The organism is uncultured Clostridium sp., assembly GCF_934754925.1.
GTDB lineage: Bacteria > Bacillota > Clostridia > Clostridiales > Clostridiaceae > Clostridium.
Genome location: NZ_CAKVJA010000017.1, coordinates 31,005 through 53,715, shown reverse-complemented (window position 1 = coordinate 53,715; position 22,711 = coordinate 31,005). Strand labels below are relative to the sequence as shown.

General features: G+C 27.3%; 20 protein-coding genes and 1 other annotated feature. Of the genes, 1 reads left to right on the top strand and 19 read right to left on the bottom strand.

The genetic code is table 11. From position 1 onward, the window contains the following. The 18 genes from Q0G30_RS07580 to Q0G30_RS07495 form a co-directional block, all read right to left on the bottom strand. On the bottom strand, positions 1 to 1,611 hold a 1,611-nt coding region (locus Q0G30_RS07580; protein WP_294388534.1), incomplete at its 3' end, for a penicillin-binding transpeptidase domain-containing protein. 53 nt (positions 1,612 to 1,664) lie between these two features. After that, positions 1,665 to 2,282 (bottom strand): uridine kinase, encoded by a 618-nt coding sequence (gene udk, locus Q0G30_RS07575; protein ID WP_294388531.1) that lies wholly within the window; start codon positions 2,280 to 2,282, stop codon positions 1,665 to 1,667. Positions 2,283 to 2,295: 13 nt separating this feature from the next. Further along, positions 2,296 to 3,540: a U32 family peptidase gene (locus tag Q0G30_RS07570; RefSeq protein ID WP_294388529.1), complete on the bottom strand. Its 1,245-nt coding sequence runs from the start codon at positions 3,538 to 3,540 to the stop codon at positions 2,296 to 2,298. Between the two features lie 5 nt (positions 3,541 to 3,545). After that, on the bottom strand, positions 3,546 to 4,190 hold the full coding sequence (locus tag Q0G30_RS07565; RefSeq protein WP_294388526.1) for an O-methyltransferase: 645 nt from the start codon (positions 4,188 to 4,190) through the stop codon (positions 3,546 to 3,548). An 18-nt stretch (positions 4,191 to 4,208) separates the two neighbouring features. Next, positions 4,209 to 5,252: an endolytic transglycosylase MltG gene (gene mltG / locus Q0G30_RS07560; protein ID WP_294388523.1), complete on the bottom strand. Its 1,044-nt coding sequence runs from the start codon at positions 5,250 to 5,252 to the stop codon at positions 4,209 to 4,211. 92 nt (positions 5,253 to 5,344) lie between these two features. After that, positions 5,345 to 7,171, bottom strand: a complete 1,827-nt coding sequence (typA, locus tag Q0G30_RS07555) for a translational GTPase TypA (RefSeq protein ID WP_294388521.1) — start codon at positions 7,169 to 7,171, stop codon at positions 5,345 to 5,347. A 283-nt stretch (positions 7,172 to 7,454) separates the two neighbouring features. Then, positions 7,455 to 9,122, bottom strand: coding sequence for a ribonuclease J (locus Q0G30_RS07550; RefSeq protein WP_294388519.1), 1,668 nt, complete (start codon positions 9,120 to 9,122; stop codon positions 7,455 to 7,457). 66 nt (positions 9,123 to 9,188) lie between these two features. Continuing rightward, positions 9,189 to 9,650: a Fur family transcriptional regulator gene (locus Q0G30_RS07545; protein ID WP_294388517.1), complete on the bottom strand. Its 462-nt coding sequence runs from the start codon at positions 9,648 to 9,650 to the stop codon at positions 9,189 to 9,191. Positions 9,651 to 9,675: 25 nt separating this feature from the next. Continuing rightward, positions 9,676 to 9,951, bottom strand: coding sequence for a DUF1292 domain-containing protein (locus tag Q0G30_RS07540; RefSeq protein ID WP_294129286.1), 276 nt, complete (start codon positions 9,949 to 9,951; stop codon positions 9,676 to 9,678). 118 nt (positions 9,952 to 10,069) lie between these two features. Then, the gene (gene ruvX, locus Q0G30_RS07535) at positions 10,070 to 10,489 is read right to left on the bottom strand and encodes a Holliday junction resolvase RuvX (RefSeq protein ID WP_294388512.1); all 420 of its coding nucleotides are present in this window, start codon (positions 10,487 to 10,489) and stop codon (positions 10,070 to 10,072) included. 123 nt (positions 10,490 to 10,612) lie between these two features. Beyond that, positions 10,613 to 10,870, bottom strand: a complete 258-nt coding sequence (locus tag Q0G30_RS07530; protein WP_133014261.1) for an IreB family regulatory phosphoprotein — start codon at positions 10,868 to 10,870, stop codon at positions 10,613 to 10,615. 134 nt (positions 10,871 to 11,004) lie between these two features. Then, complete coding sequence (alaS, locus tag Q0G30_RS07525) at positions 11,005 to 13,653, bottom strand: alanine--tRNA ligase (protein ID WP_294388510.1); 2,649 nt, start codon at positions 13,651 to 13,653, stop codon at positions 11,005 to 11,007. Between the two features lie 115 nt (positions 13,654 to 13,768). Next, positions 13,769 to 13,946: a binding site (T-box leader), on the bottom strand. 133 nt (positions 13,947 to 14,079) lie between these two features. Continuing rightward, on the bottom strand, positions 14,080 to 15,108 hold the full coding sequence (locus Q0G30_RS07520) for an AI-2E family transporter (protein WP_294388506.1): 1,029 nt from the start codon (positions 15,106 to 15,108) through the stop codon (positions 14,080 to 14,082). Further along, the gene (locus Q0G30_RS07515) at positions 15,092 to 15,592 is read right to left on the bottom strand and encodes a PRC-barrel domain-containing protein (RefSeq protein ID WP_294388503.1); all 501 of its coding nucleotides are present in this window, start codon (positions 15,590 to 15,592) and stop codon (positions 15,092 to 15,094) included. The genes Q0G30_RS07520 and Q0G30_RS07515 overlap by 17 nt, the downstream gene beginning before the upstream one ends. A 123-nt stretch (positions 15,593 to 15,715) precedes the next feature. Next, a complete protein-coding gene (ybaK, locus tag Q0G30_RS07510) occupies positions 15,716 to 16,201 on the bottom strand; it encodes a Cys-tRNA(Pro) deacylase (protein ID WP_294388500.1) in 486 nt (161 codons plus the stop codon). 117 nt (positions 16,202 to 16,318) lie between these two features. After that, positions 16,319 to 17,179, bottom strand: a complete 861-nt coding sequence (locus Q0G30_RS07505) for an AraC family transcriptional regulator (protein WP_294388498.1) — start codon at positions 17,177 to 17,179, stop codon at positions 16,319 to 16,321. Between the two features lie 328 nt (positions 17,180 to 17,507). Then, positions 17,508 to 18,632, bottom strand: coding sequence for a sporulation integral membrane protein YtvI (ytvI, locus tag Q0G30_RS07500; RefSeq protein WP_294388495.1), 1,125 nt, complete (start codon positions 18,630 to 18,632; stop codon positions 17,508 to 17,510). A 489-nt stretch (positions 18,633 to 19,121) separates the two neighbouring features. Then, positions 19,122 to 20,756, bottom strand: a complete 1,635-nt coding sequence (locus tag Q0G30_RS07495) for a HAMP domain-containing sensor histidine kinase (protein WP_294388491.1) — start codon at positions 20,754 to 20,756, stop codon at positions 19,122 to 19,124. Positions 20,757 to 21,034: 278 nt separating this feature from the next. Between Q0G30_RS07495 and Q0G30_RS07490 the strand changes: the two genes are divergently transcribed. Then, on the top strand, positions 21,035 to 21,562 hold the full coding sequence (locus Q0G30_RS07490; protein ID WP_294388488.1) for a hypothetical protein: 528 nt from the start codon (positions 21,035 to 21,037) through the stop codon (positions 21,560 to 21,562). 66 nt (positions 21,563 to 21,628) lie between these two features. Here the strand turns inward: Q0G30_RS07490 and Q0G30_RS07485 are convergent, their stop codons facing one another. Continuing rightward, complete coding sequence (locus Q0G30_RS07485) at positions 21,629 to 22,210, bottom strand: metal-dependent hydrolase (protein WP_294388486.1); 582 nt, start codon at positions 22,208 to 22,210, stop codon at positions 21,629 to 21,631. Between the last annotated feature and the right edge of the window lie 501 nt (positions 22,211 to 22,711).

The following is a 22,711-nucleotide window of genomic DNA, read 5'->3' as shown; positions in this document are numbered from 1 at the left end:
CATTAATGATTTAATTATATCTCTATAAATAGGTGCAGCTGTATTTCCTCCACCTAAATCATTTCCATTTGCATCTACCCCATTTATATTTGGTGCTACAATTACTAATGTGTACATTTTATTATTTAACTCAAAATATCCAGCAAACCAGCCATGAGTAGTTGCACCACCTTCCCCTGTAGCTGTACCTGTCTTTCCTCCTTGAGTTATCCCTTCTATCTTTGCTGCTGAGCCCGTTCCTTTCCAAATAACATCATGCATACTATTTTTAACTAATTTGGATGTAGTAGAGGTAAATATTCTATTTTCCTCATTTTGAATAGTTTCTATAACATTATTTTCTTCATCAACTATAGCCTCTATAAGATATGGTTTAATATATACTCCATCATTTACTACTGCATTAATAGCTCCTGCAATTTGAAGTGGTGTTACTGTTATACATTGACCTATTGCAAAGTTGCTAATTCCATCACTTGGTTTAGCCATTACCCCTACAGCCTCTTCTCTATTTTCTCCACTTAAACCTAAAACCTTATTATATAATCCTAAATTAGTAGTATATTTTAGCATCCTTTCATACCCTATAGATTCACCTATCTTTGCAAATATATCATTACAGGAAACCTGGAAAGCTTCATTTATTGTTAAACTTCCATGAGCATATGATTTACCTCCATTACTACAAATGTTACCGCTACAATAAATGGTATCATCCATATTAATTAAACCTTCATTTAAAGCAATTGCCTCTGTTATAACTTTAAATATAGAGCCTGGTTCAAATCCTAATTGCCCTATACCTAAATTAATATTTGCTTCAGATTCGTCTTTTTGAACCATTGCTCTTATTTTTCCTGTACTAGCTTCTAAAAGAACTACACCTACATTATCTAAATTACTATAATTATCACTATTTAAGACATCTTTTATTTTATTTGACCACTCTTCATCAATAGTTAACCTTATATTTTTATTGTTTTTCCCATAATTAGTCTCATTACTTCTATATATAGATTTCTCATCTAGATAGAAACCTATGGTTGGCCTTTTGTTATCTTTAATTATATCTACAATACCGCTTTCAAAGGAATCCTTAGATACATTATCTTTATCTATGGATGCAATAATATTTTCTACACTCCATCTTTCTTTTAGGTCTAACTCATTATAAACATAAGTGTATATTCCCTTTATATCATTTAACCTATTTATTTTGTCATAAGTTTCTTTAGTTACAGTGTAATAAAGCTTACCACTTTGATTCATTATATCAGTAAAATTAAAATCTTCATTTTCTGATTTCATTATAAAGTTTAACGCTAATAAATCTTGTAATGTTTCTTCATAATTGTTTAACTTAAAAGGTTTAGTATCAATAACCATGATATACTTATTTTTATAATTTATTAGACTATTTCCATTTGTATCAAACAACTTATAGTTACTATCACTAGTATATTCAACTTGATGATTTTCAAGTTCTCCTTGAACAGAAGTCGTTGGATATATCATTAATATATATAATCTTATAGTTAAAGCAATAAAAATGCTAAAAAATACAATACAAATAATTAGTGATTTTTTATTATCAATTTTATATCTATACAAAAAAACACCTCCTTTAGCTAAATTTTAGACTAAAATGAGGTGTTTTATTCAAATTACTTAAGTATATCTCTAATTTTTGCCATTAATAAATCTATTGCAACATAATTATGTCCACCTTCTGGAATAATTATATCAGCATACTTCTTTGATGGCTCTGTAAATTGAAGATGCATAGGTCTAACAATGCTTAAATATTGGTCAACTACCGATTCAACAGTTCTTCCTCTTTCATTGATATCTCTTACTAATCTTCTTAAAATTCTTATATCAGCATCAGTATCTACATAAACTTTTATATCTAAAAGATCTCTTATTCTTTCATCTTCTAATATTAAGATACCTTCAACTAAAATTATATCTCTTGATTCTACAGTAGTAGTTTCTTTAGCTCTATTATGAACAGTAAAATCATAACTTGGCTTTTCTATAGATTCTCCCTTTATTAATTTCTTTAAATGCTCAACTAATAAATCATTATCGAAAGCCATTGGATGGTCATAATTAGTTTTAACTCTTTCCTCCATTGATAAATGGCTTTGATCTTTATAATACATATCTTGTTGTATCATTGCTATACACTCTTTTGAAAAATTAGAATATAAAGCATCAGCTATTGTACTCTTACCAGATCCTGTTCCTCCAGTAATTCCTATTAAAATAGGTTTATTCATTTGTTAGGCCTCCTTAGTTGTTATTAATATTAATAACATTGTTTGCTTTTACAAGCATATCATTAACTTTTAATGGTGTATCTACCTTAATAGTAAACATCATATGTGCTCTATTTGCAACATCAGTTTTTCTATCTTTATCTAAATCATACATATCTTCGATCTTAATCTTAAAATATGGTACATCTGGTCTTAAAACTTCAACTTCTTCACCTTCAAATATTCTATTCTTTTGAAGTACTGTTGCAGTTTTAGTTTCAGGATCATAAGATTTTACCATACCAACAATTTCATAATCTCTAACATATCCTGCATCATCATAATTTTGTTCTCCATTTATTCCTAAATAGAAACCAGTATGATATGGTCTATGACTTACTTTTCTAAGCATATCCATCCACTCATCTTTAAATTTATAGTTGCTTGGATTTTCCCAATAACTATCTAAAGCTTCTCTATATGCCTTAACAACAGAAGCTACATAGAATTCACTCTTCATTCTTCCCTCAATTTTGAAAGAATAAATACCACTCTTAACAAGTTCAGGTATATGATGAATCATACATAAGTCTTTTGAATTCATTATATATGTTCCATTGTCATCTTCAATAACAGGATAATATTCACCTGGTCTAGTTTCTTCAACTAAATGATATTTATATCTGCATACATTTCCACAGATACCTTTGTTGGCATCTCTTTTAATCATGTAGTTTGATATTAAACATCTTCCAGAATATGCAACACACATTGAACCATGAATAAAGGCTTCTATATCACATCCATTTGGAATATTTTCAGTTATCTCATTTATTTCCTTAAATGTTAATTCTCTAGCTAATACTATTCTCTTAACACCTAAATCATACCAGAATTTAGTTGCCATCCAGTTAACAGTATTTGCTTGAGTACTTAAATGTATTTCTAATTCTGGTGCAACTTCTTTACATATAGCAATTAGTGATGGATCAGCTACTATGACTGCATCTACACCTATATCATAAAGTCCCTTAATATAATCTCCTGCTGAAGGTAAATCATGATTTCTTGCAAAGACATTTAATGTTACATAAATTTTCTTACCTCTATCATGACAATACTTAATTCCCTCAATCATTTCTTCATTTGAAAAATTATTTGAAAAGGCTCTAAGATTTAATTTACCTCCACCGATATATACCGCATCTGCACCGTAATCTATAGCTATTTTTAGCTTTTCTAAATTACCAGCTGGTGCTAATATTTCAGGCTTTCTCATACTTGTTACCTCCTTCTTGTAATAGCAATTCCATCTCCCATAGGAATTACTGATGTTATTAAATCTGGATCTTGTGATACTAGTTCTAAGTAAGTTCTCATTCTTTTAACTATAGTTATCTTTCTTCTCTTAACTAATTCATCACTTGCCACCATGCCTCTAAATAAAACATTATCAGCAATTATTATACCATCATCTTTTAAAAGTCTTAAGCAATGTGGTAAGAAGTGATTATAATGTCCCTTACCTGCATCCATAAATATTAAATCATATGGTTCTTGTAATTTTTCTAGTATTTCAAGACAATCTCCTTCTTCAATAACTATCTTATCTTCAAGTCCAAAAGATTTTATATTTTCTTTTGCATACTTTATCATTTCTTCGCTTCGTTCTATGGTAGTTATATGAGGATTTGTTCCTGCCGCATCATGCATTATAATTGCAGAATAACCAATTGCAGTACCAAGTTCTAATATTCTTAATGGTTTTTTCATACTAACCATAAATTCTAGGAATTTTATTGTTTCTTTTTGAGCTATAGGCACACCATTTTCTTTAGCAAATACCTCTAACTCTTTTAATCTTCCTTCACTTTCTGGTATTAATCCTCTTATATATTCTTCCATATAATCGTAGGTAATTCCACTCATACTAAACCTCCGTATATGTTAATATCCTAATTCTTGTTTCTTTTTTAAAAAGTCATCATAATTATCAGTAAAATAATGTTCATCATCTGATGCTAATAGATAAAATAAATAATTTGTATCAGAGGGATGTAATGCAGCTTTTATAGATGGTGCACCCGGATTACATATTGGACCTACTGGTAATCCCTTATGTAAATATGTATTATACTTTGACTCAATTGCTAAATGTCTATTCCTTACATTCTCTATATAATATCCATGTGCATAAATAACCGTTGCATCAATTTGCAAAGGCATATTTTGTTTTAATCTATTATAAATTACAGAAGCTATTAAAGGTCTATCTTCATCTACCCTTGCTTCCTTTTCAATAATAGATGCTACATTAATTATATTTTCAATATTATCCTCTTTAATATCAAGTCCTTGTGTTATTTCATTCCACACTTCTTCAAATCTCTTTATCATTGTTTTTATTATGTATTGTGGTTCAACTCCAATTTCGAAGTTATATGTATCTGGGAATAAAAAACCTTCTAAATTATATCTTTTATCTGAATTATCCTTTACATAAGATGGCAATGGATAACTTTTTACTGCATTTAAAAACTCATCTTTCGAACAAATGCCCTTTTCTTCTACTCTAGCTGCTATATCTTCTATATTAAAGCCTTCTGGAATAGTTAATGTTATTTCATTTGCATTATTGGTATCCTTTAAAGTTTTAGCTATATCCTTTACAGACATGCCCTTATCTAAGGTATGACTTCCTGGAACCACCTCTAAATCTAGGCCTGTTAGCTTAGCATAAATTTTTATTATAAATGGACTTTTAATTTTATTTTCATTAGAAAGACTATTTATAATGCTATAAAAGCTATCGCCTTCTTTAACATCTACTACTTGTGAATCTGAAATTTTAAGAGGCTTATTAATTGTTGATATAAACATAGAAGTTAAAGCTATTACAATAATTAATAATAAAACAATTAAAGGTCTTCCAGTATTCTTTGATTTTTTCTTTCTTAAAGTTCTACCGGTATTTTTAGCCTTTCTTTTCATAAATACCCCCTGTATTTAAAAGTGAATAGCTAAATTTCTTAGCTATTCACTATTATAATACTTTTATATGCAATTATAAAGAATTTACATAATTATTTTTTACTTCTACTTATCATTCTCTTTCTTTCAGCAGCATCTAAGTATCTCTTTCTAATTCTAATGCTTTCTGGAGTAACTTCAACTAACTCATCATTTCCGATAAATTCAATTGATTGCTCTAATGTTAAAGTAGTAACTGGCACTAATTTAACAGCATCATCAGAACCTGAAGCTCTTGTATTAGTTAATTTTTTACCTTTACAAACATTGATATCTAAATCTTCTGCTCTAGAACATTCTCCAACAACCATACCTTGGTATACTGGTGTACCTGGAGTTATAAATAATCTACCTCTTTCTTGAGCATTAAATAATCCGTAAGCAATTGCTTCACCTTGTTCGAATGATACTATTGAACCTCTGCTTCTTGATTCAATTTCTCCCTTATATGGAGCATATCCTTCAAATACGTGATTCATGATACCATTACCTTTTGTATCTGTCATGAATTCATTTCTGAATCCTATAAGACCTCTTGCAGGAATTACGAATTCTAATCTAGTATATCCGTTTACTGCTGATGTCATATTAACCATTTCAGCTTTTCTTGGTCCCATTTTTTCCATAACAGCACCCATGAATTCTTCTGGTACATCTATAGTTAAGTATTCCATTGGTTCTAATTTTTTACCATTTTCTTCTTTGAAGATAACATTTGGCTTAGAAACTTGTAACTCAAATCCTTCTCTTCTCATAGTTTCAATAAGAACTGATAAGTGAAGTTCCCCTCTTCCTGATACTTCGAAACAATCTGGAGTTATTTCTTTAACTCTTAAACTTACGTTAGTTTCTAATTCTTTCATTAATCTATCTCTTAAGTGTCTTGAAGTAACGAATTCCCCTTCTTTACCTGCAAATGGTGAATCATTAACCATGAAGTTCATGTTAAGTGTTGGTTCATCAATTTCAACGAATGGTAAAGCTTCTGGATTAGAAGAATCAGCTATAGTTTCTCCAATATTAGCATCAATAATACCACTTACTGCAATAATATCTCCAAGTCCAGCTTCTTCAATTTCTTCTCTCTTTAATCCATTATAACCAAATACAGCTGTTATTTTGTAATTTGCTTTACTTCCATCTTGTCTAACTAAAGCAACGCTTTGATTTTTCTTAACTTTTCCTCTATGTACTTTACCTATAGCAATTTTACCAACGAATGCATTACTATCTAAAGTTGTAACTAGCATTTGGAAAGGTCCATCTATATATCCCTTTGGTGGTTCAACATGTTCTATAATTGTCTTAAATAATGGTTCCATACCCATATTTGTATCTTCAACATTATATCTTGCAAAACCTTCTCTAGCAGAAGCATATATAATTGGGAAGTCTAATTGCTCATCATCAGCTCCTAATTCTAGGAATAAGTCAAATACTTCATCAATAACTTCTTCTGGTCTAGCGTTTGGTTTGTCTATCTTATTTATAACAACGATTGGTTTTAACTTTAGCTCTAGAGCTTTCTTTAAAACGAACTTTGTTTGTGGCATTGGTCCTTCATAAGAATCAACAACAAGTAAAACTGAATCAACCATCTTAAGTACACGTTCAACTTCTCCACCGAAATCAGCATGTCCCGGTGTATCAACGATGTTTATTTTTATTCCATCATACATAACTGCAGTATTCTTTGAAAGAATTGTAATTCCTCTTTCTTTTTCTAAATCATTAGAGTCCATTACTCTTTCATCCATTTTTTCATTTGATCTAAATACGTGACTTTCTTTAAACATAGCATCAACTAATGTTGTTTTACCATGGTCAACGTGAGCTATTATTGCTATATTTCTAATATCATCTCTAGTTATTAATTCCATTTAATTTCCTCCATTAACTTTTATTAATAAATTTAAATATTACTATTAAATTCATAATTTTTATTTTAAAGGCTTATCTTACTTTTGAACAAAGCAGGCTAAAGGTAATAAAACCTATGCTACGCTATATCTTTTAAAGTTAAAATTACTAAATTATAAATTTAGATTCTCCTTTTGTAAACCTATAAATATTTTACTTAAAAAGAAAATTGGATACACTCGTATCCAATTTCCAAATCTCTAAATTATTCTACTATTATCTTTGTTACTTGTCAACTAGTACTTATATTTCCATAATAATTGGTAAAATCATTGGTTTTCTCTTAGTTTTTTCGTAAAGGTAAGCTCTAAGCTCATCTCTTACATTTGATTTTAATGTTGCCCAATCAGTAATTTTCTTTTCCTCACAATCAAGTAAAATATTTCTAACAATATCTTTTGCTTCATCCATTAATCCTTCAGATTCCCTTACATAAACAAATCCTCTTGAGATAACATCTGGACCTGCTACTATAGTTTTACTTTCTTTTGATAAAGTCACAACTACTGTTAATATACCATCTTGAGATAGATGTTTTCTATCTCTTAATACTATATTACCAACATCTCCAACACCAAGTCCATCAACAAATATTTGTCCCGAAACAACGCTTCCATTCTTTTTAATGCCACTTCTAGTAACTTCAATTACATCCCCTACTTCAGGAATAATTACATTTTTAGGATCTAATCCTAATTTTATAGCTAGTTCTCCATGTTGTTTTAGATGTCTATATTCACCATGAACTGGAATAAAATTCTTTGGTTTAACTAATGTTTGCATAAGTTTTAGCTCTTCTTGACAGGCATGACCTGAAACATGAATATTTTCTTGAGAGCCATATATAACTTCTGCACCCTTTTTAAATAATTGATTAATAACTTTTGATACAAGCTTTTCATTTCCTGGAATAGGTGTAGCCGAAATAATTATTGTATCACCTTCAACAATATTTACCTTTCTATGCTCTGATGCTGCCATTCTTGACAATGCAGACATTGGCTCACCTTGACTTCCAGTAGTTATAATAACTACCTGATCATTATTATATTTATTAATTTGATCAATAGATACTAAAGTATCCTTATCAACTTCAATATAGCCTAATTCTATAGCTACATTCAATATATTCTCCATACTTCTTCCAGAAACGGCAACTTTTCTACCATATACTGAAGCAGCATCTATTATTTGTTGAATTCTATGAATATTTGAGGCAAATGTTGCAATAATTATTCTTCCTTTAGTTTTTCCGAATATTCTCGTTAAACTTTCTCCAACAATTTTTTCTGAGTTTGTATACCCAGCTCTTTCAACATTTGTAGAGTCTGCCATCATAGCAAGAACTCCCTTTTTTCCTAATTCTGCAAATCTTGCAAAATCCATAGCTTCACCGTCAATAGGTGTATAATCCACCTTAAAATCTCCTGTATGAAGTACAACACCTAATGGCGTGTGTACTGCAATTGCAACTGAGTCAGCAATTGAGTGATTAGTTTTTATAAACTCTACGGATACTGAATTTAATCTAATTACATCTCTTGGTTTTACTCTTATAAGCTCTGTTGAACTTAATAATCCATGTTCCTTAAGCTTAGTTTCTACTATTCCTAACGTTAATTTTGTTCCATATACTGGAACATTTAATTGTTTTAAAACATATGGTAACGCTCCAATATGATCTTCGTGACCATGAGTTAAGAATATTCCCGATACTTTTTCCTTATTTTTTATAAGGTACGTTATATCAGGTATAACTAAATCTATTCCGAACATATCTTCATCTGGGAATTTAAGTCCACAATCTATTACAACTATATCATTTTTATACTCTATTGCTGTTAAATTTTTTCCGATTTCATTTACCCCACCTAAAGGAATAATCTTAACCTTTGCCTTTTCATTCTTCATATGTCCCCTCCTTCTCTTTTCCACTATGTATTTCAAAGTATATACATACTATATTAAAATATCCTTTTATTCACCTTTTTGTTTTTTACAACAGTTAGCACATATTCCAAAGAATTTTACACTATGATCTAAAATCTTAAATCCGTATGTATTTTCAATTCTTTCTTCAAGTTCATCTAAAAGATCATCTTGAACTTCAAATACAGCCTTACACTCATTACATACTAAGTGATGATGTCTATGTTCTTCCTCACTATGAACAAGTTCATATCTACTACATCCATCATTTAAATCTAACTTAAAAATAACGCCTATCTCCTCTAGTAATAATACAGTTCTATATACTGTTGCTAAACCTATATCAGGACATATTTTCTTAACTTCATCATAAATTTCTTCTGCGGTTAAGTGTTCTCCCTCTTTTTCAATGATTACATCTACAATAGCTCTTCTTTGAGGCGTTAACTTATAGCCCTTTTGTTTTAAGTTTTCCTTCAATAATTCAATATCTATATTAACTGTGCTCATATACTTAACACCTCATTTCTTTAAATTATTCTTCGTCCATAAAAATAGTATTATAAGCTTCTTCTATAGCAGCTAATTCTACTTCATTTTCAATTAATTCAAAAATATCATTATCTTCTTCATCTTTTATTACTTTTAAAGCAAAAGGATTTTCATCTTCATATCCTTGTTCTTGAACTATAACATACTCACTTTTTTCTTCCGTCTCAGGGTTTACCATATCAAAGAATGCTATTACATTTAAATTTATCTCATTTCCATCTTCATCAAATAATTGTATTGTTTTTAAATCTTTTTCCATTTTTACAAACTCCTTTTTCATTTGAATTGTTTATTATATTATTACATAAAATATCAAAACTGCAAACAACTTAATTATCTCATATTTTTAATTACTTATTTAGTCTCTTTCCCATTAACTACTTACTTAATCTTAATTTATCAAGATATCCTTGTAATATGTATGTTGCTGCTATTTTATCTACAATTTTCTTTCTTTTATTTCTTGAAAGATCAGCTTCTAACATTGCTCTATGTGCCGCTACTGTTGTTAATCTTTCATCCCACATTTCTATTGGTAAACCTGTCTTTTCTTTTAGTAGCTCCGCAAACTCTAGAGCTTTTTCTCCTGATTCTCCAATAGTTCCATTCATATTTTTAGGTAATCCAACAACTATAGTTTCTACACCATATTCATTGCATATTTTATTCACTTCTTCTAAATCTTGTTCCTTTTTAGTACGTCTTATTGTTGTAATTCCTTGTGCTGTCCATCCTAACGGATCACTTAATGCAACTCCTATAGTCTTTGATCCCATATCAAGTCCTAATATTCTCATAGAAACTCCTTTGTTTAATTAATTTTGAACTAGTAAAACGTGTTCATAATTTTTTAATTTTTGTTTAATTTATTTAAAAAAATAATTTTTAATAAATAAAAGCGCCCGATTAACGGGCACCTTTTATTTTATTTCTAGATAAGATTTTATTACCTCTTCAAGTATTTCATCTCTTTCAAGTTTTCTAAGTAAAGCTCTTGCTCCGTTATAACTAGTAATGTAAGAAGGATCCCCTGAAATTAGATAACCTACCAACTGATTTATTGGGTTATATCCTTTTTCCTTCAATGCTGTATATACATCATTTAAAATTGATTTAGTTAAATCTTCTTTGTTAATGTTTAAGTCAAATTGCATTGTTCTGTCAAGATTATTATCCATATCGTCCGCTGCTTCTTAGCAGCTTCACCCCCTTACGAAAGTTTTTTATTTATTTTTAATCATTGGAAAATCTTTATACAACTTTATTATTTATATTATAACCTAAATTAACATAATTGTATACTCTCAAAAAACTATTTTACTAAATTTTCTATTGTTTGGAATGCAGCTTCTATAGCTTGTGGAATACTTTCTGGCTTCTTACCACCGGCTTGAGCCATGTCTGGTCTTCCACCTCCGCCACCGCCAACAACAGTAGCTACTTCTTTAATAATCTTACCTGCATGTATTCCCTTATCTAATACATCCTTAGTTGCCATAGTAACTAAATTAACCTTATCTCCTAACTTACTTACTAATACTACAACTCCTGAACCCATCTTACTTCTTATTTTATCAGCTAAATCTCTTAAAGCATTTCCATCTACACCTTCAAGTGCATATGCAATTGATTTAACTCCATTAATTTCCTTAGCTGAATTTAATATATCATCTAAAGCTCCACTTGTAAGTTTTGATTTAAGCTCTGCAATTTCTTTATCTTTTTCTTTAATTTCTGCACCTTGAGTTGATATTTTCTTTAAAACATCTTTTTCAGTACACTTAAGTGCTGCACAAGCTTCTTTTAATAATCTTTGCTTTTCTTCCATATATTTTATAGCTGCTCTTCCTGTTAAAGCTTCTATTCTTCTTATACCAGCAGCTACACCAGTTTCAGAAACTATTTTAAATAATCCTATTTCTCCAACATTAGATACGTGAGTACCACCACAAAGTTCTTTAGAGAATTCTCCAGCAGCTACTACTCTTACTTTATCACCATATTTTTCATCAAATAATGCTGTTGCTCCAGATTCCTTAGCCTCTTCAATTGTCATAAGCTTAGTTTCTACAACGTCAACTTCCATTATCTTATCATTAACTAAATCTTCAACCTTTTGAATTTCTTCAGCTGTCATGGCTTGGAAGTGAGTAAAGTCAAATCTTAATCTTTCATTATCAACAAAAGAACCTGCTTGGTGAACATGAGATCCAACAATTTCTTTTAATGCAGCTTGTAACATATGAGTTGCTGTATGGTTTTTACAAACACTAGATCTTCTTGCCTTATCTACAGTTAAAGTAACTTCTTCACCACTCTTTATACTTCCAGTTTTAACTTCAACATAATGAACAGTCTTTCCACCAACATTTTTCTTAGTATTATATACATAAGCTGTTCCGTTAGCTCCAACAATCATACCAGTATCACCAATTTGACCACCCATCTCAGCATAGAAAGGAGTCTTATCAGTTAAGATATAACCTTTGCTTCCTTCAGTTAATTCATCAACAAATTCTTCATCAGTTGCTAAAACTACAACTTTTCCAACACCTTCTGTTGAAGTATATCCAGTAAACTCAGTTTCAATATCAGCTTTTACTTTGTTAATTGGATTTTCATCAGCTCCCATGTAAGAAGTTTCGCCTCTTGCACTTCTAGCTCTTTCTCTTTGTGCTTCCATTTCCTTTTTGAATTCTTCGTGATCAACAGTCATTCCCTTTTCTTCAAGGATTTCTTCTGTTAATTCTAGTGGGAATCCATAAGTATCATATAATTTAAATGCTTTTTCTCCAGAAAGTACTGTAGATTTAGCTTCTTCTAATTCTTTAATATAACCATTTAATATATTCATTCCACCATCAATAGTTTCATTAAATCTTTCTTCTTCTAAAGTTATTATCTTAGTTATATAATCCTTATTTTCAACTAATACTGGATAATTTCCACCATAGTTTTCAACAACAGCATCTACAACATCCTTTAAGAATAATCCCTTAATTCCAAGTAATCTTCCATGTCTTGCAGCTCTTCTTAAAAGTCTTCTTAAAACATATCCTCTACCTTCGTTACTTGGTTGAACACCATCAGATATAAGCATAGTTACAGCTTTAACGTGGTCTGTTACTATTCTTAATGAAATATCGCTATTAGCATCTTTTCCATATTCTACACCTGATAAAGCTGATACCTTATTTAAGATATTCTTTACTGTATCAATTTCAAATATGTTATCAACACCTTGCATTATAGTTGCAATTCTTTCAAGTCCCATACCAGTATCTATATTTTTATTCTTTAATGGAGCATAGCTACCATCTTCTTGTTTATCAAATTGAATAAATACTAAGTTCCAGAACTCAACTATTCTATCAGCATCAGAAGCAGCTACAAAATCATCCACATTTGTAACAGGTTCTACATCTACACCTCTATCAAAGTGAATTTCTGTACAAGGTCCACATGGTCCAACAGTTCCAACTTCCCAGAAGTTATCATCTTTACCTAATCTAAATATTCTGTTTGGATCTATATCTGTTTTAGTAGTCCAAATTTCATATGCCTCATCATCTTCTAAATAAATTGTTACATATAATTTATCCTTAGGTAATTTTAAAACTTCTGTTACATATTCCCATGACCATGGAATAATTTCATTTTTGAAGTAATCTCCAAATGAGAAGTTACCTAACATTTCAAAGAAAGTACCATGTCTTGAAGTCTTTCCTACATTTTCTATATCACCAGTTCTAATACACTTTTGACAAGTCGTAACTCTAGTCTTTGGTGGTTTTTGTATACCTGTGAAATATGGCTTAAGTGGTGCCATACCTGCATTTATTAATAATAAACTATTATCGTTTTTAGGTACTAATGGAAAACTTTCCATTCTTAAATGTTCCTTAGATTCGAAAAAGCTAATAAAACTTTCTCTTAATTCATTTGCTCCCATGAATTTCATGATTTCTTCTACCTCCAATTTCTTCTATTAGTAATTTAATTCTAAATTAAACTAAATCTTAAATTTATTTTTTATGGGTAATTCAACCAATAAAAAAAGTCTCCATCCCTAAAGAAAAAGGGACGAAAACTTATAATCTCCGCGGTACCACCCTAATTATGTATATGAATATACATCACTTAAAGTAAAATAAGCTCCAAGACAGCTTCAATATGCTAAATAAGAAGTTTTCACCATCCACTTCCTCTCTTAATATTTACATCATATTTACTAATTCTCTTCATTGCTTTATGCTATATATTTATGACAAAATTATATTTCATTTAAGTATTTATGTCAACAAACTTTACCAAGTACTAATCCTAGCAATGAAAACTTAGAACTTATTTGAAAGTTCAATAGCCAAAATAGATGTTTAGATTTTATTTAAAACAAATAATAATCTATATCATCATATACAACCTTAATAATCACAGCAATAGGAACAATTAGAACCATCCCTATTACTCCACCCATTTTTTCTCCTAATATCAATAAAATAATAATTATTATAGGATGCATATTAGTACTATCCCCCGTTATTTTAGGCGCTAAAAAGTTACCTTCTACTTGTTGTATTAAAATTACTCCTATAGCTGCTAGTATTCCCTTTGTAATAGAGCCTGTAAGTGCCATAAAAATTATAGGAACACCTCCGATAATAGGTCCAAAGTATGGAATTATATTAGCTATAGCATTTATTATAGATAAAACTAATGGAAACTTCACTCTAAGTACTAATAATAAAACAAAGGATAATAATCCAATTATTAATGATAGTAAAAGCTGACTTAATATATATCTACTTAATATCTTATCGATATTATTATTTATATTTTTTATTAAAACTCTTTTATCTGTTGGAAAAATTAATAATAGTTTTTTGTAAAGCAAATGTCCATCTGCTAGTAAATAATAAGTTGTAATAGGGACAACTGCAAAAGCAATAATATTCTCACCAAGAGAAATCATATTATCTACTAAATTAGTTGATGCACTACTTAAAACCATATTTATTTTTTCGCCAACTTGTATATATATAGTTTCAAAAATCGGTAACCTATCTAATTTAAATCTAACTGCAAGATTTAAAATATATTCTTCTATACTATCTAACATAATTCCAAAATTTCCACTTTCATTTAATATAGATGGAACTATACAGTATAGAAGTCCTACAAAAGATAATAAAAATAATAATATAATTAAAAGAGAACTTGTTTTAGGAGAAATATTTAATCTTTCACTTAGCCAATTTTTTAAAGGTTTCAAAGTATATGCAATTATAAATGAAACCACTAATAAATTAACAACATATCTTATAGGAGTAAAATACTTATATACAATGATACTAAATATTATAAAAACTATTGCTATTATTGTTTTATAAATCAAATTTTTATGCTTTGCTAACATCCTTAGAGCCTCCTAAATTATGAGGTAAAGTTTTTAACTTAATACGCTCATTGCCATTGTATAAAATATAATCATCACATAAAATACAATGTTTTAATGTAATAATTTCTTTTCCCTTAAACATTTTATCAAAAATTCCTGAACTAATAATTAATCCTTTTATATTAAAGCTTTCCTTATCTATTATTAAATCTTCAAGAACACCAATTAATATCTTATTTTCATTTAAGATATCAATAAATTTAATTTCTTTAAATTTAAGGCCCTTAATCTTTGATGTTTCTTTAATTTTCATGGTTTTATCTATAGAGACTATTGCATCACTAGAAACAAAAGTATGCTTTCTCATTATAGAAGCTGGTGAAATTACAAATCCCTCTATAGTTCCTTTATTAAAATCTATAGAAATATCTTCAATAACACCAATATATTTATTTTTAGAATCATAAACCTTCATTAAATAAAAATCTCTCCACTTTAACATTGCTTCCACCTCTAAAAATATAATAACCATAGTATTTACAAATACTATGGTTATTATTAGTAAAATTTGTACATTTTTTATATTTCACTCTAGTTTTTATTAAATATTCATGTAGAAAATTTATTAGTGTATAATATCTGCAAATGTACCATTTACAACTTCTATTAAATCCATTGGAGATAATTTAATCTGAAGTCCCTTTTTTCCTCCACTGACACAAACCTTTTCTAAATTTTCAGCCTCTTCATAAATAAATGTTTTATAAAGTTTCTTCATTCCTACAGGAGAACATCCCCCTCTTATATAACCTGTATATTTAGTTATATCTTTAACATGAATCATTTCAACTTTCTTTTCTCCAGCTACTTTTGCTGCCTTCTTTAAATCTAACTCTTTATCAACTGGTATAACGAAAACATAAAATTCTCTACTTAAACCTTGAGTTACTAAAGTTTTGTAAACCTCTTTCACATCTTGCCCAGTTTTTTCTGCAACAGAAATACCATCTATTTTATCATCTAAAATATCATAAGCAATCATTTCATAATTTACTTTTTTTGAATCTAGTATCCTCATTGCATTTGTTTTTACATTCTTTTCTTTAGCCATACTTATCACACTCCTACTGGAATAATAACATTATTTTATATAAATTAATACAAATATAAAAGAGCCTTTTACGGCTCTTTATTATATATAATTATATTTAATTTAATCAATACCTTACTATCTATTTTCGTTTACTATCCCTAATTTATAATCTTGAGGCGATATTCCAACATATTTTTTAAATACATTAATAAAATAATGTTGTGTACTATATCCAATTAACTCTGCAATTTCAGATAATTTTAATGATGGATCTCTCATTAAAATTATTGCATTTTTTATTCTTACCTTAGTTAAATATTCATGAAAAGTTATTTTAAGCTCTCTCTTAAATAATCTAGTAAGATATGTTTGAGTAACCCCTAAATTATTTGCTATTTCTGATAGTGACAAATCCTCTTTATTATAATTTCTATTTATATATTTTTGAACCTCAATAAGTATAGGTGGTTTTTTACTCTTATCAACTAACCTATTACATAAATATTTATAAACAATATTAACTTGAACTGGATCATTACGTAAAAATGATGCACATATAACTACATTTACCTTAAGAGATTTATTAATAGAATTTTCTAACTCATTAACAATACTATGCCAGTATTTTATTGGATTTATATCACATAAAATAACAATTTGTTTTTTAGAATCAATAAACACATTTAAACACTTAAACTTTTTCATTACATCATTTGCAATATTATATATAGCATAACTTAGTAAGCCTATCTCCCACTCTTCCTCTATTTCTATTTTATTTTTTATTAAAGGTTTAATTACTATAAGTGCCATTGAATTAGTATATTTAATATTAAAATACTCCATATTTCTTTTAATTTCTGTGCTTCTAATTTTTCCGTTCATCCAATTTTTAAGAAAATTTTCTTTTAAATAATGGCCTTTCTCACCATAAAATTCATTTACCTTATCTTTTTTTCTACTTTCTAATTCATCATCAGCTATTAAAACTTTCATCAAGATAATCCCCCCCTAAAACTCCTCTTCATTTTATTTTTTATATTAAATTATATAAATATACTATTTAATTTTTGTAAACATTTTCATACAAGATTCACTCTTTTTCTCATAAGATTCCATTTAGTTATATTGTAATACTTATTACTTTTTATGTAAATATTTACATTTATTATTATTTTCCCCTAATAAACTTTTATAGCTCTATATTAAAAAATATACTAATAAATTAAAATTTAATGCATAAAAATACTCTTTTTTAAATAAATAATTACCAAAAAATTTATTTAATAAAGAGTATTTTAGAAAGGCATAAATATTTTTATATCTATTTTTCAGATTTATCTTCACATTTTTTTAACATAGTTTTCTCATCATTAGTTTCATATTTTTTATAAAAATTAAAGCTTATAAATAGAGCCATTAAATATATCATTCCTTTAAATCCTCCAGCATTTAATCCTACAAAGATAGCAATTAAAACACTTAGCTGAGATAGTTCTAAGGATGATGACAAAAGCTTTGGCTCTAATATATTTCTAGTAATCATAATTCCACAAAATAAAATTATTAAAAATATAACAGTAATATACTTTCCACTAAAAAAATAAATAATTACAAGAGGTAAAAATACCAAAACCATACCTACAATCGGTAATAAATCTAATATCATACAAATTAAACTTAATAATAGGGTATATGGTATTTTTAAAATACTAAATCCTATAAATGTAATTATAAATGTACATAAAATTAATATAGAATATGTACCTATATACTTAAAAACAACATCTTTAATTTCTGTTATAATCTCTAAAAACTTATCAAGTTCATTTTCCTTAATATATTCTATATTTTTTATACGTTCTGAATCCCTTTTAATAAACTTTTTTAGAAAAACAAAAGTAGATAATATAGCAAAAATTATTACTGATACAATATATGGGAAAGCAGAAATTATACCTATTATATAATTTACAATATTCATACTAAAATCTAAAGCATAATTGGATATATCTGATATAAACTTATTTATATTACTTCTTAAACTTTCTAGAATAGATTCATCTATATTTTCAAAAGCTGATAAGGAATCTTGAATAAATACATTTATATTTGATCCATTATCATATAAATACTGATAACCATCTGTTGCTAAATCTTTAATTTCAGAACAAAGATAAACTATACTAAAGCCTAATAAAGTTACTGTAATTACATAAAAAAACAATATGCAGATACTAGAAGCTAAGTTTCCATCTATATTAAATTTTTTAATAATAGCCTCTGTAGGCTTTTTTAAAATTGATGCTGTTATTAATCCAATTATAAATGGAATTGTATACTTTAAAGTTCCAATAACTATTGAAAAAGAAATTGTAAATACTAAGAAAAAAATAATTAAATTTAAAAAAGGTCTTATTTTTTTGGCTACTAAAGATATATACTCCACTTTTACATCATCCACCTTTTATATTAAAATTAAAAGGAGCTAAATTAAGTAGCTCCTTTTTATATACATTATTAAATTATCTTCAAATAAAAATGTTTAAAACTCTATTTTATGAATAACGAACTTCTATCCCCCTTTACTAATGTATTAGATAGATTAGATCATCTCCTTCTTTAAAACATTTATAAAGTTTGATTTTAGCATTATTTAAAAGCCTATTTTTAAACCCTATACACGCCTCCTCTCTATCATATTTGTTCACGAACTGAACATCATCCAATAACGACATTTAGAAGCACCACCCCTTTAGTTTTTATTATTATAAAAACTATATATTTAGTAGCCTTAAGTTTTTTTCCTTTCAACTACTATAAATATATTATACAACTTAAAATACTTTTTGTAAATATTTTCCATTATATTTTTTTAAAATTTTTCCCTTGTAAAAAAGTCATTAAACTAATTATTTTATTAGCTTAATGACTTTTCTTACATACATATATCAGACATTTCTAAATTAACTTTTTGAATAATATTATTTTTCAAGTTATACTCATCAGAGTATTCTTCATATATTTCTTCATCATAATCTACTTTAGGTATAATAAGTGTTACCTTCGTTCCAATACCTTCTTCGCTTTCAAGTCTAACTTCTCCATTAAACTTATTTATTATTTGCTTAACTATATTAAGACCTAAACCAGATCCTTCCTTATATTCACCTTCACTTGACTTAATTCTTTCATATCTATTGAAAATATGCTTTTGTTTTTCCTTAGGTATACCAATACCATTATCCTCAATTTCTATAATAATATTTTCACCTCTTAATCCAATTAAAACATTTATTTTTCCCTTAGTTCCTTTATTATATTTAATTGAATTTGATAGTATATTTAAAATACATCTCTCTATTAAATCCTTATCAGCTAAAACAAATAACTCTTCCTCTTCAGTATCAAAAACGACTTCTATCCCACCTATTTCTGCAAAAGATAATATTGACATTGTAGTATTTTCAACAACTGAAACTATATTTAAGCATTTTAATTCTAAATTATAATCTTTTTGTGTTAACTTACTTGAATCAATAAAATTATCTATTAATCTTATTAATCTGTAACAATTTTGTTTAATTACAGAATTAAACTTTAAAATTGCATTTATATCATTACAATCTTTCTTTAAATCTTGCATTTGTACTGCTGAGTAAATAATATTTATTGGTGTTTTAAATTCGTGGGAAATATTAACAAGCAATTGTTTATTTATCTCATCTATTTCATTTTTTCTTTTTAATTCATCTAGTTTTTTTTCTAACATATTAGACTTAATTATTAATTCATTATATAAATACTCATTAGGTTTTCTAACAACTTCTAATGCAATAATCTTAAATATACAATAGTTGCCTATAAACTTAATAAAATAAGATATTAAAACCATAATAATATTATATTCCTTAGGCATAATAATTATAAATATTATTAACATAATCCTAGAATATACATAAAATTTAAAATCTAAAAATATTTCATTAGAAAAATTTTTTTCTTCTTTTTGAATCACACGTAGCAATAATATATATAACAATACTAATACAATTTCTATTATAAATTTAGTTTTATTAACACCTACTAATGATAATTCCTTAAAAAAATACGATTTACTTCTAAATATTAAATATTGAGATATAAATGTCGCTATAGTAACATGAATACAAATACTTTTAAATTCCCTTTCCTTATTAATATTAATAAATGATATTATAAATATTATCACCTCAAATAAGAAAATTATATAAAACATTCTGTTTAGCGAATTATATATTAATCGCATACTTAAATTTACATTTAATAGAATTACATTAGAAACTGTTAAAAATCCCATACCTAAAGCTCCTAATGATAAATATTTATATAAATTAAAGATTTTTCTCCTTTTATCTAAAAATAATATAAATGCACTAGACGCATATAAGCAACAAGTAACTAATGTTCCTATTTGCAAGAAAATAATAATATTAAAACTATTATCTATTATAAGAGTGTAAAGTCCACACATTATAATAATAGCAAAAACATTTATAATTTCCCTTAGTTTTAAAATTTTTTGCCTCTCCATATAAGCATTAAACCTCTCTTATTAAATTTTACATAAATCCATTAACTTAATATCCTCTTAATTACCATTTTACATAATTTTATGTCATTTGAAAACCTTTTTATGTGTATTTTTGTAGTTTTTTTGTATTTTTGTTTCTTTATAAATATTTTTTTATTTTTTCTATTTTTATATCTCTATTCTTTTTAATTATTTATATTTATTGATAATATTAACTTACTGGTATAAAATATTATTTATATATAAATTTAAGAAAAGCTTTTTCTGGAGGATCTTTTATGAATAATTTTGTTCTTATATTATTTTTAATAATTTTCGCTGTAATACCAGCCTATTATTTAACAGTTTTGTATTCTATTTATTATAAAAAAATGCTAAAAAACAAATCTAATTTAAAATTTGAATATACTACTAACTCTTTAAACACCTATATTCCATCTATTATTCTATTAGTAGTTAGTATACTATTTGCTATTTATATATTTATCAATAATATAACACCTTATTACTTAATAGCAATTGTACTTATAAATATATTAGTTTTCTTCTGCATAAAATTGTCTTGTACTAAATTTGCAATATATGATAATTATGTAGTAGTAAAAAATAATTATGGTGAATTCAATGAAATTCAAAGCTTATTACTTGAAAAGAAAGATAAGAGAAATACTTATGAACTAAAACTTACAACTAAGTATGATTTACTTATTTGTTCAATAATAACTGAAGATCCAAAAGGTATACTTAAATCATTAAAAGCAAGTTTACCTAAAAATATAAAAATAAAAGAATTAGCCGCTAAATAGTTGCTAATTCTTTTATTTTTTCTAATTATTCTATGTAATTAAATAATTAATTTATTAAAAATCCCATTACCAAGTAATCATTGTCTTATTCCTAGAGTTTTTACAAGGTAATTTGAACTCAAAGAATTTTAAATTCTTGCCTCTTGGTGAAAATCTATCGCAAACAATATGTAAAATATATCCCATAGAAAAGCCTAATGCTAAATATATATTTCCTGTTAAATATACACTTCCACAAAACATTAATGTACCTAACCATTTATGAGTAAACATTCGATGTGGAGATAATTTTCCTAATACAGTTGTTATACAAAACATAACTGTTGCAAAACAATTTTTAATATTACTCTCTAAAAAATTTAATACATCACTTACACTTAATGCTATTCCTAACATATATCCTAGTACTATTGCTATTATAGAAAATGTTAATAGCTTATTAAAAACTTGTCTTGCTTTAGAATTATGTGAATCAATATCAGGCATATATGATCCAATAAATCCACCAATAATTAAAGGAGCTAAATATACAGCACTATCAAAAGTCTTAGTAATTAAAAAACCAATTCCCATAGTTGCCGTTGCAGTAGTTCCTACAATCATATGCTCTTTTCCCTTCCTATACTTTCTCTCTCCTATCGCTGTCAAAGAAATGTTAAAAACTCTATTTTCACAATTGAAATAAACTGCGAACTACAGTGAGAACGAAAAATGGAATATTACTTTTCCGGGAAGCGGTGAAATTTTCACTTTGAATTTATATAATTGATTCCGTAAAACTTGCTAAAGATTCTAAACTAGCTAGCGCGTCAAACAGTAAAATCTTCTTAACGCAAATTTTACTACATCAATTATTAAATTCTACAGCTTAATTTCAATGCTTCCCTCCAAATTAATATTTCATTTTTTCTCTTCACTGTTTTTCTTAGTTCTTCGACTTATAGTTAACGATTCCTGCTACAAATTTGTATGACAAGTCGTTAACTTTAGGGGGATTCTGCTTAACTCTTTAACGTTTGCTTTAGCAAACCCTTACCTGAGTTTAATTAGCGAAAGCTAAATTAAACTCTTTAACTGAACAAATCCCCTTAACTATAAATTAGTTCGCAATTTTATATTAAGTGAATTGTAGTTTTAATACATCCTTTT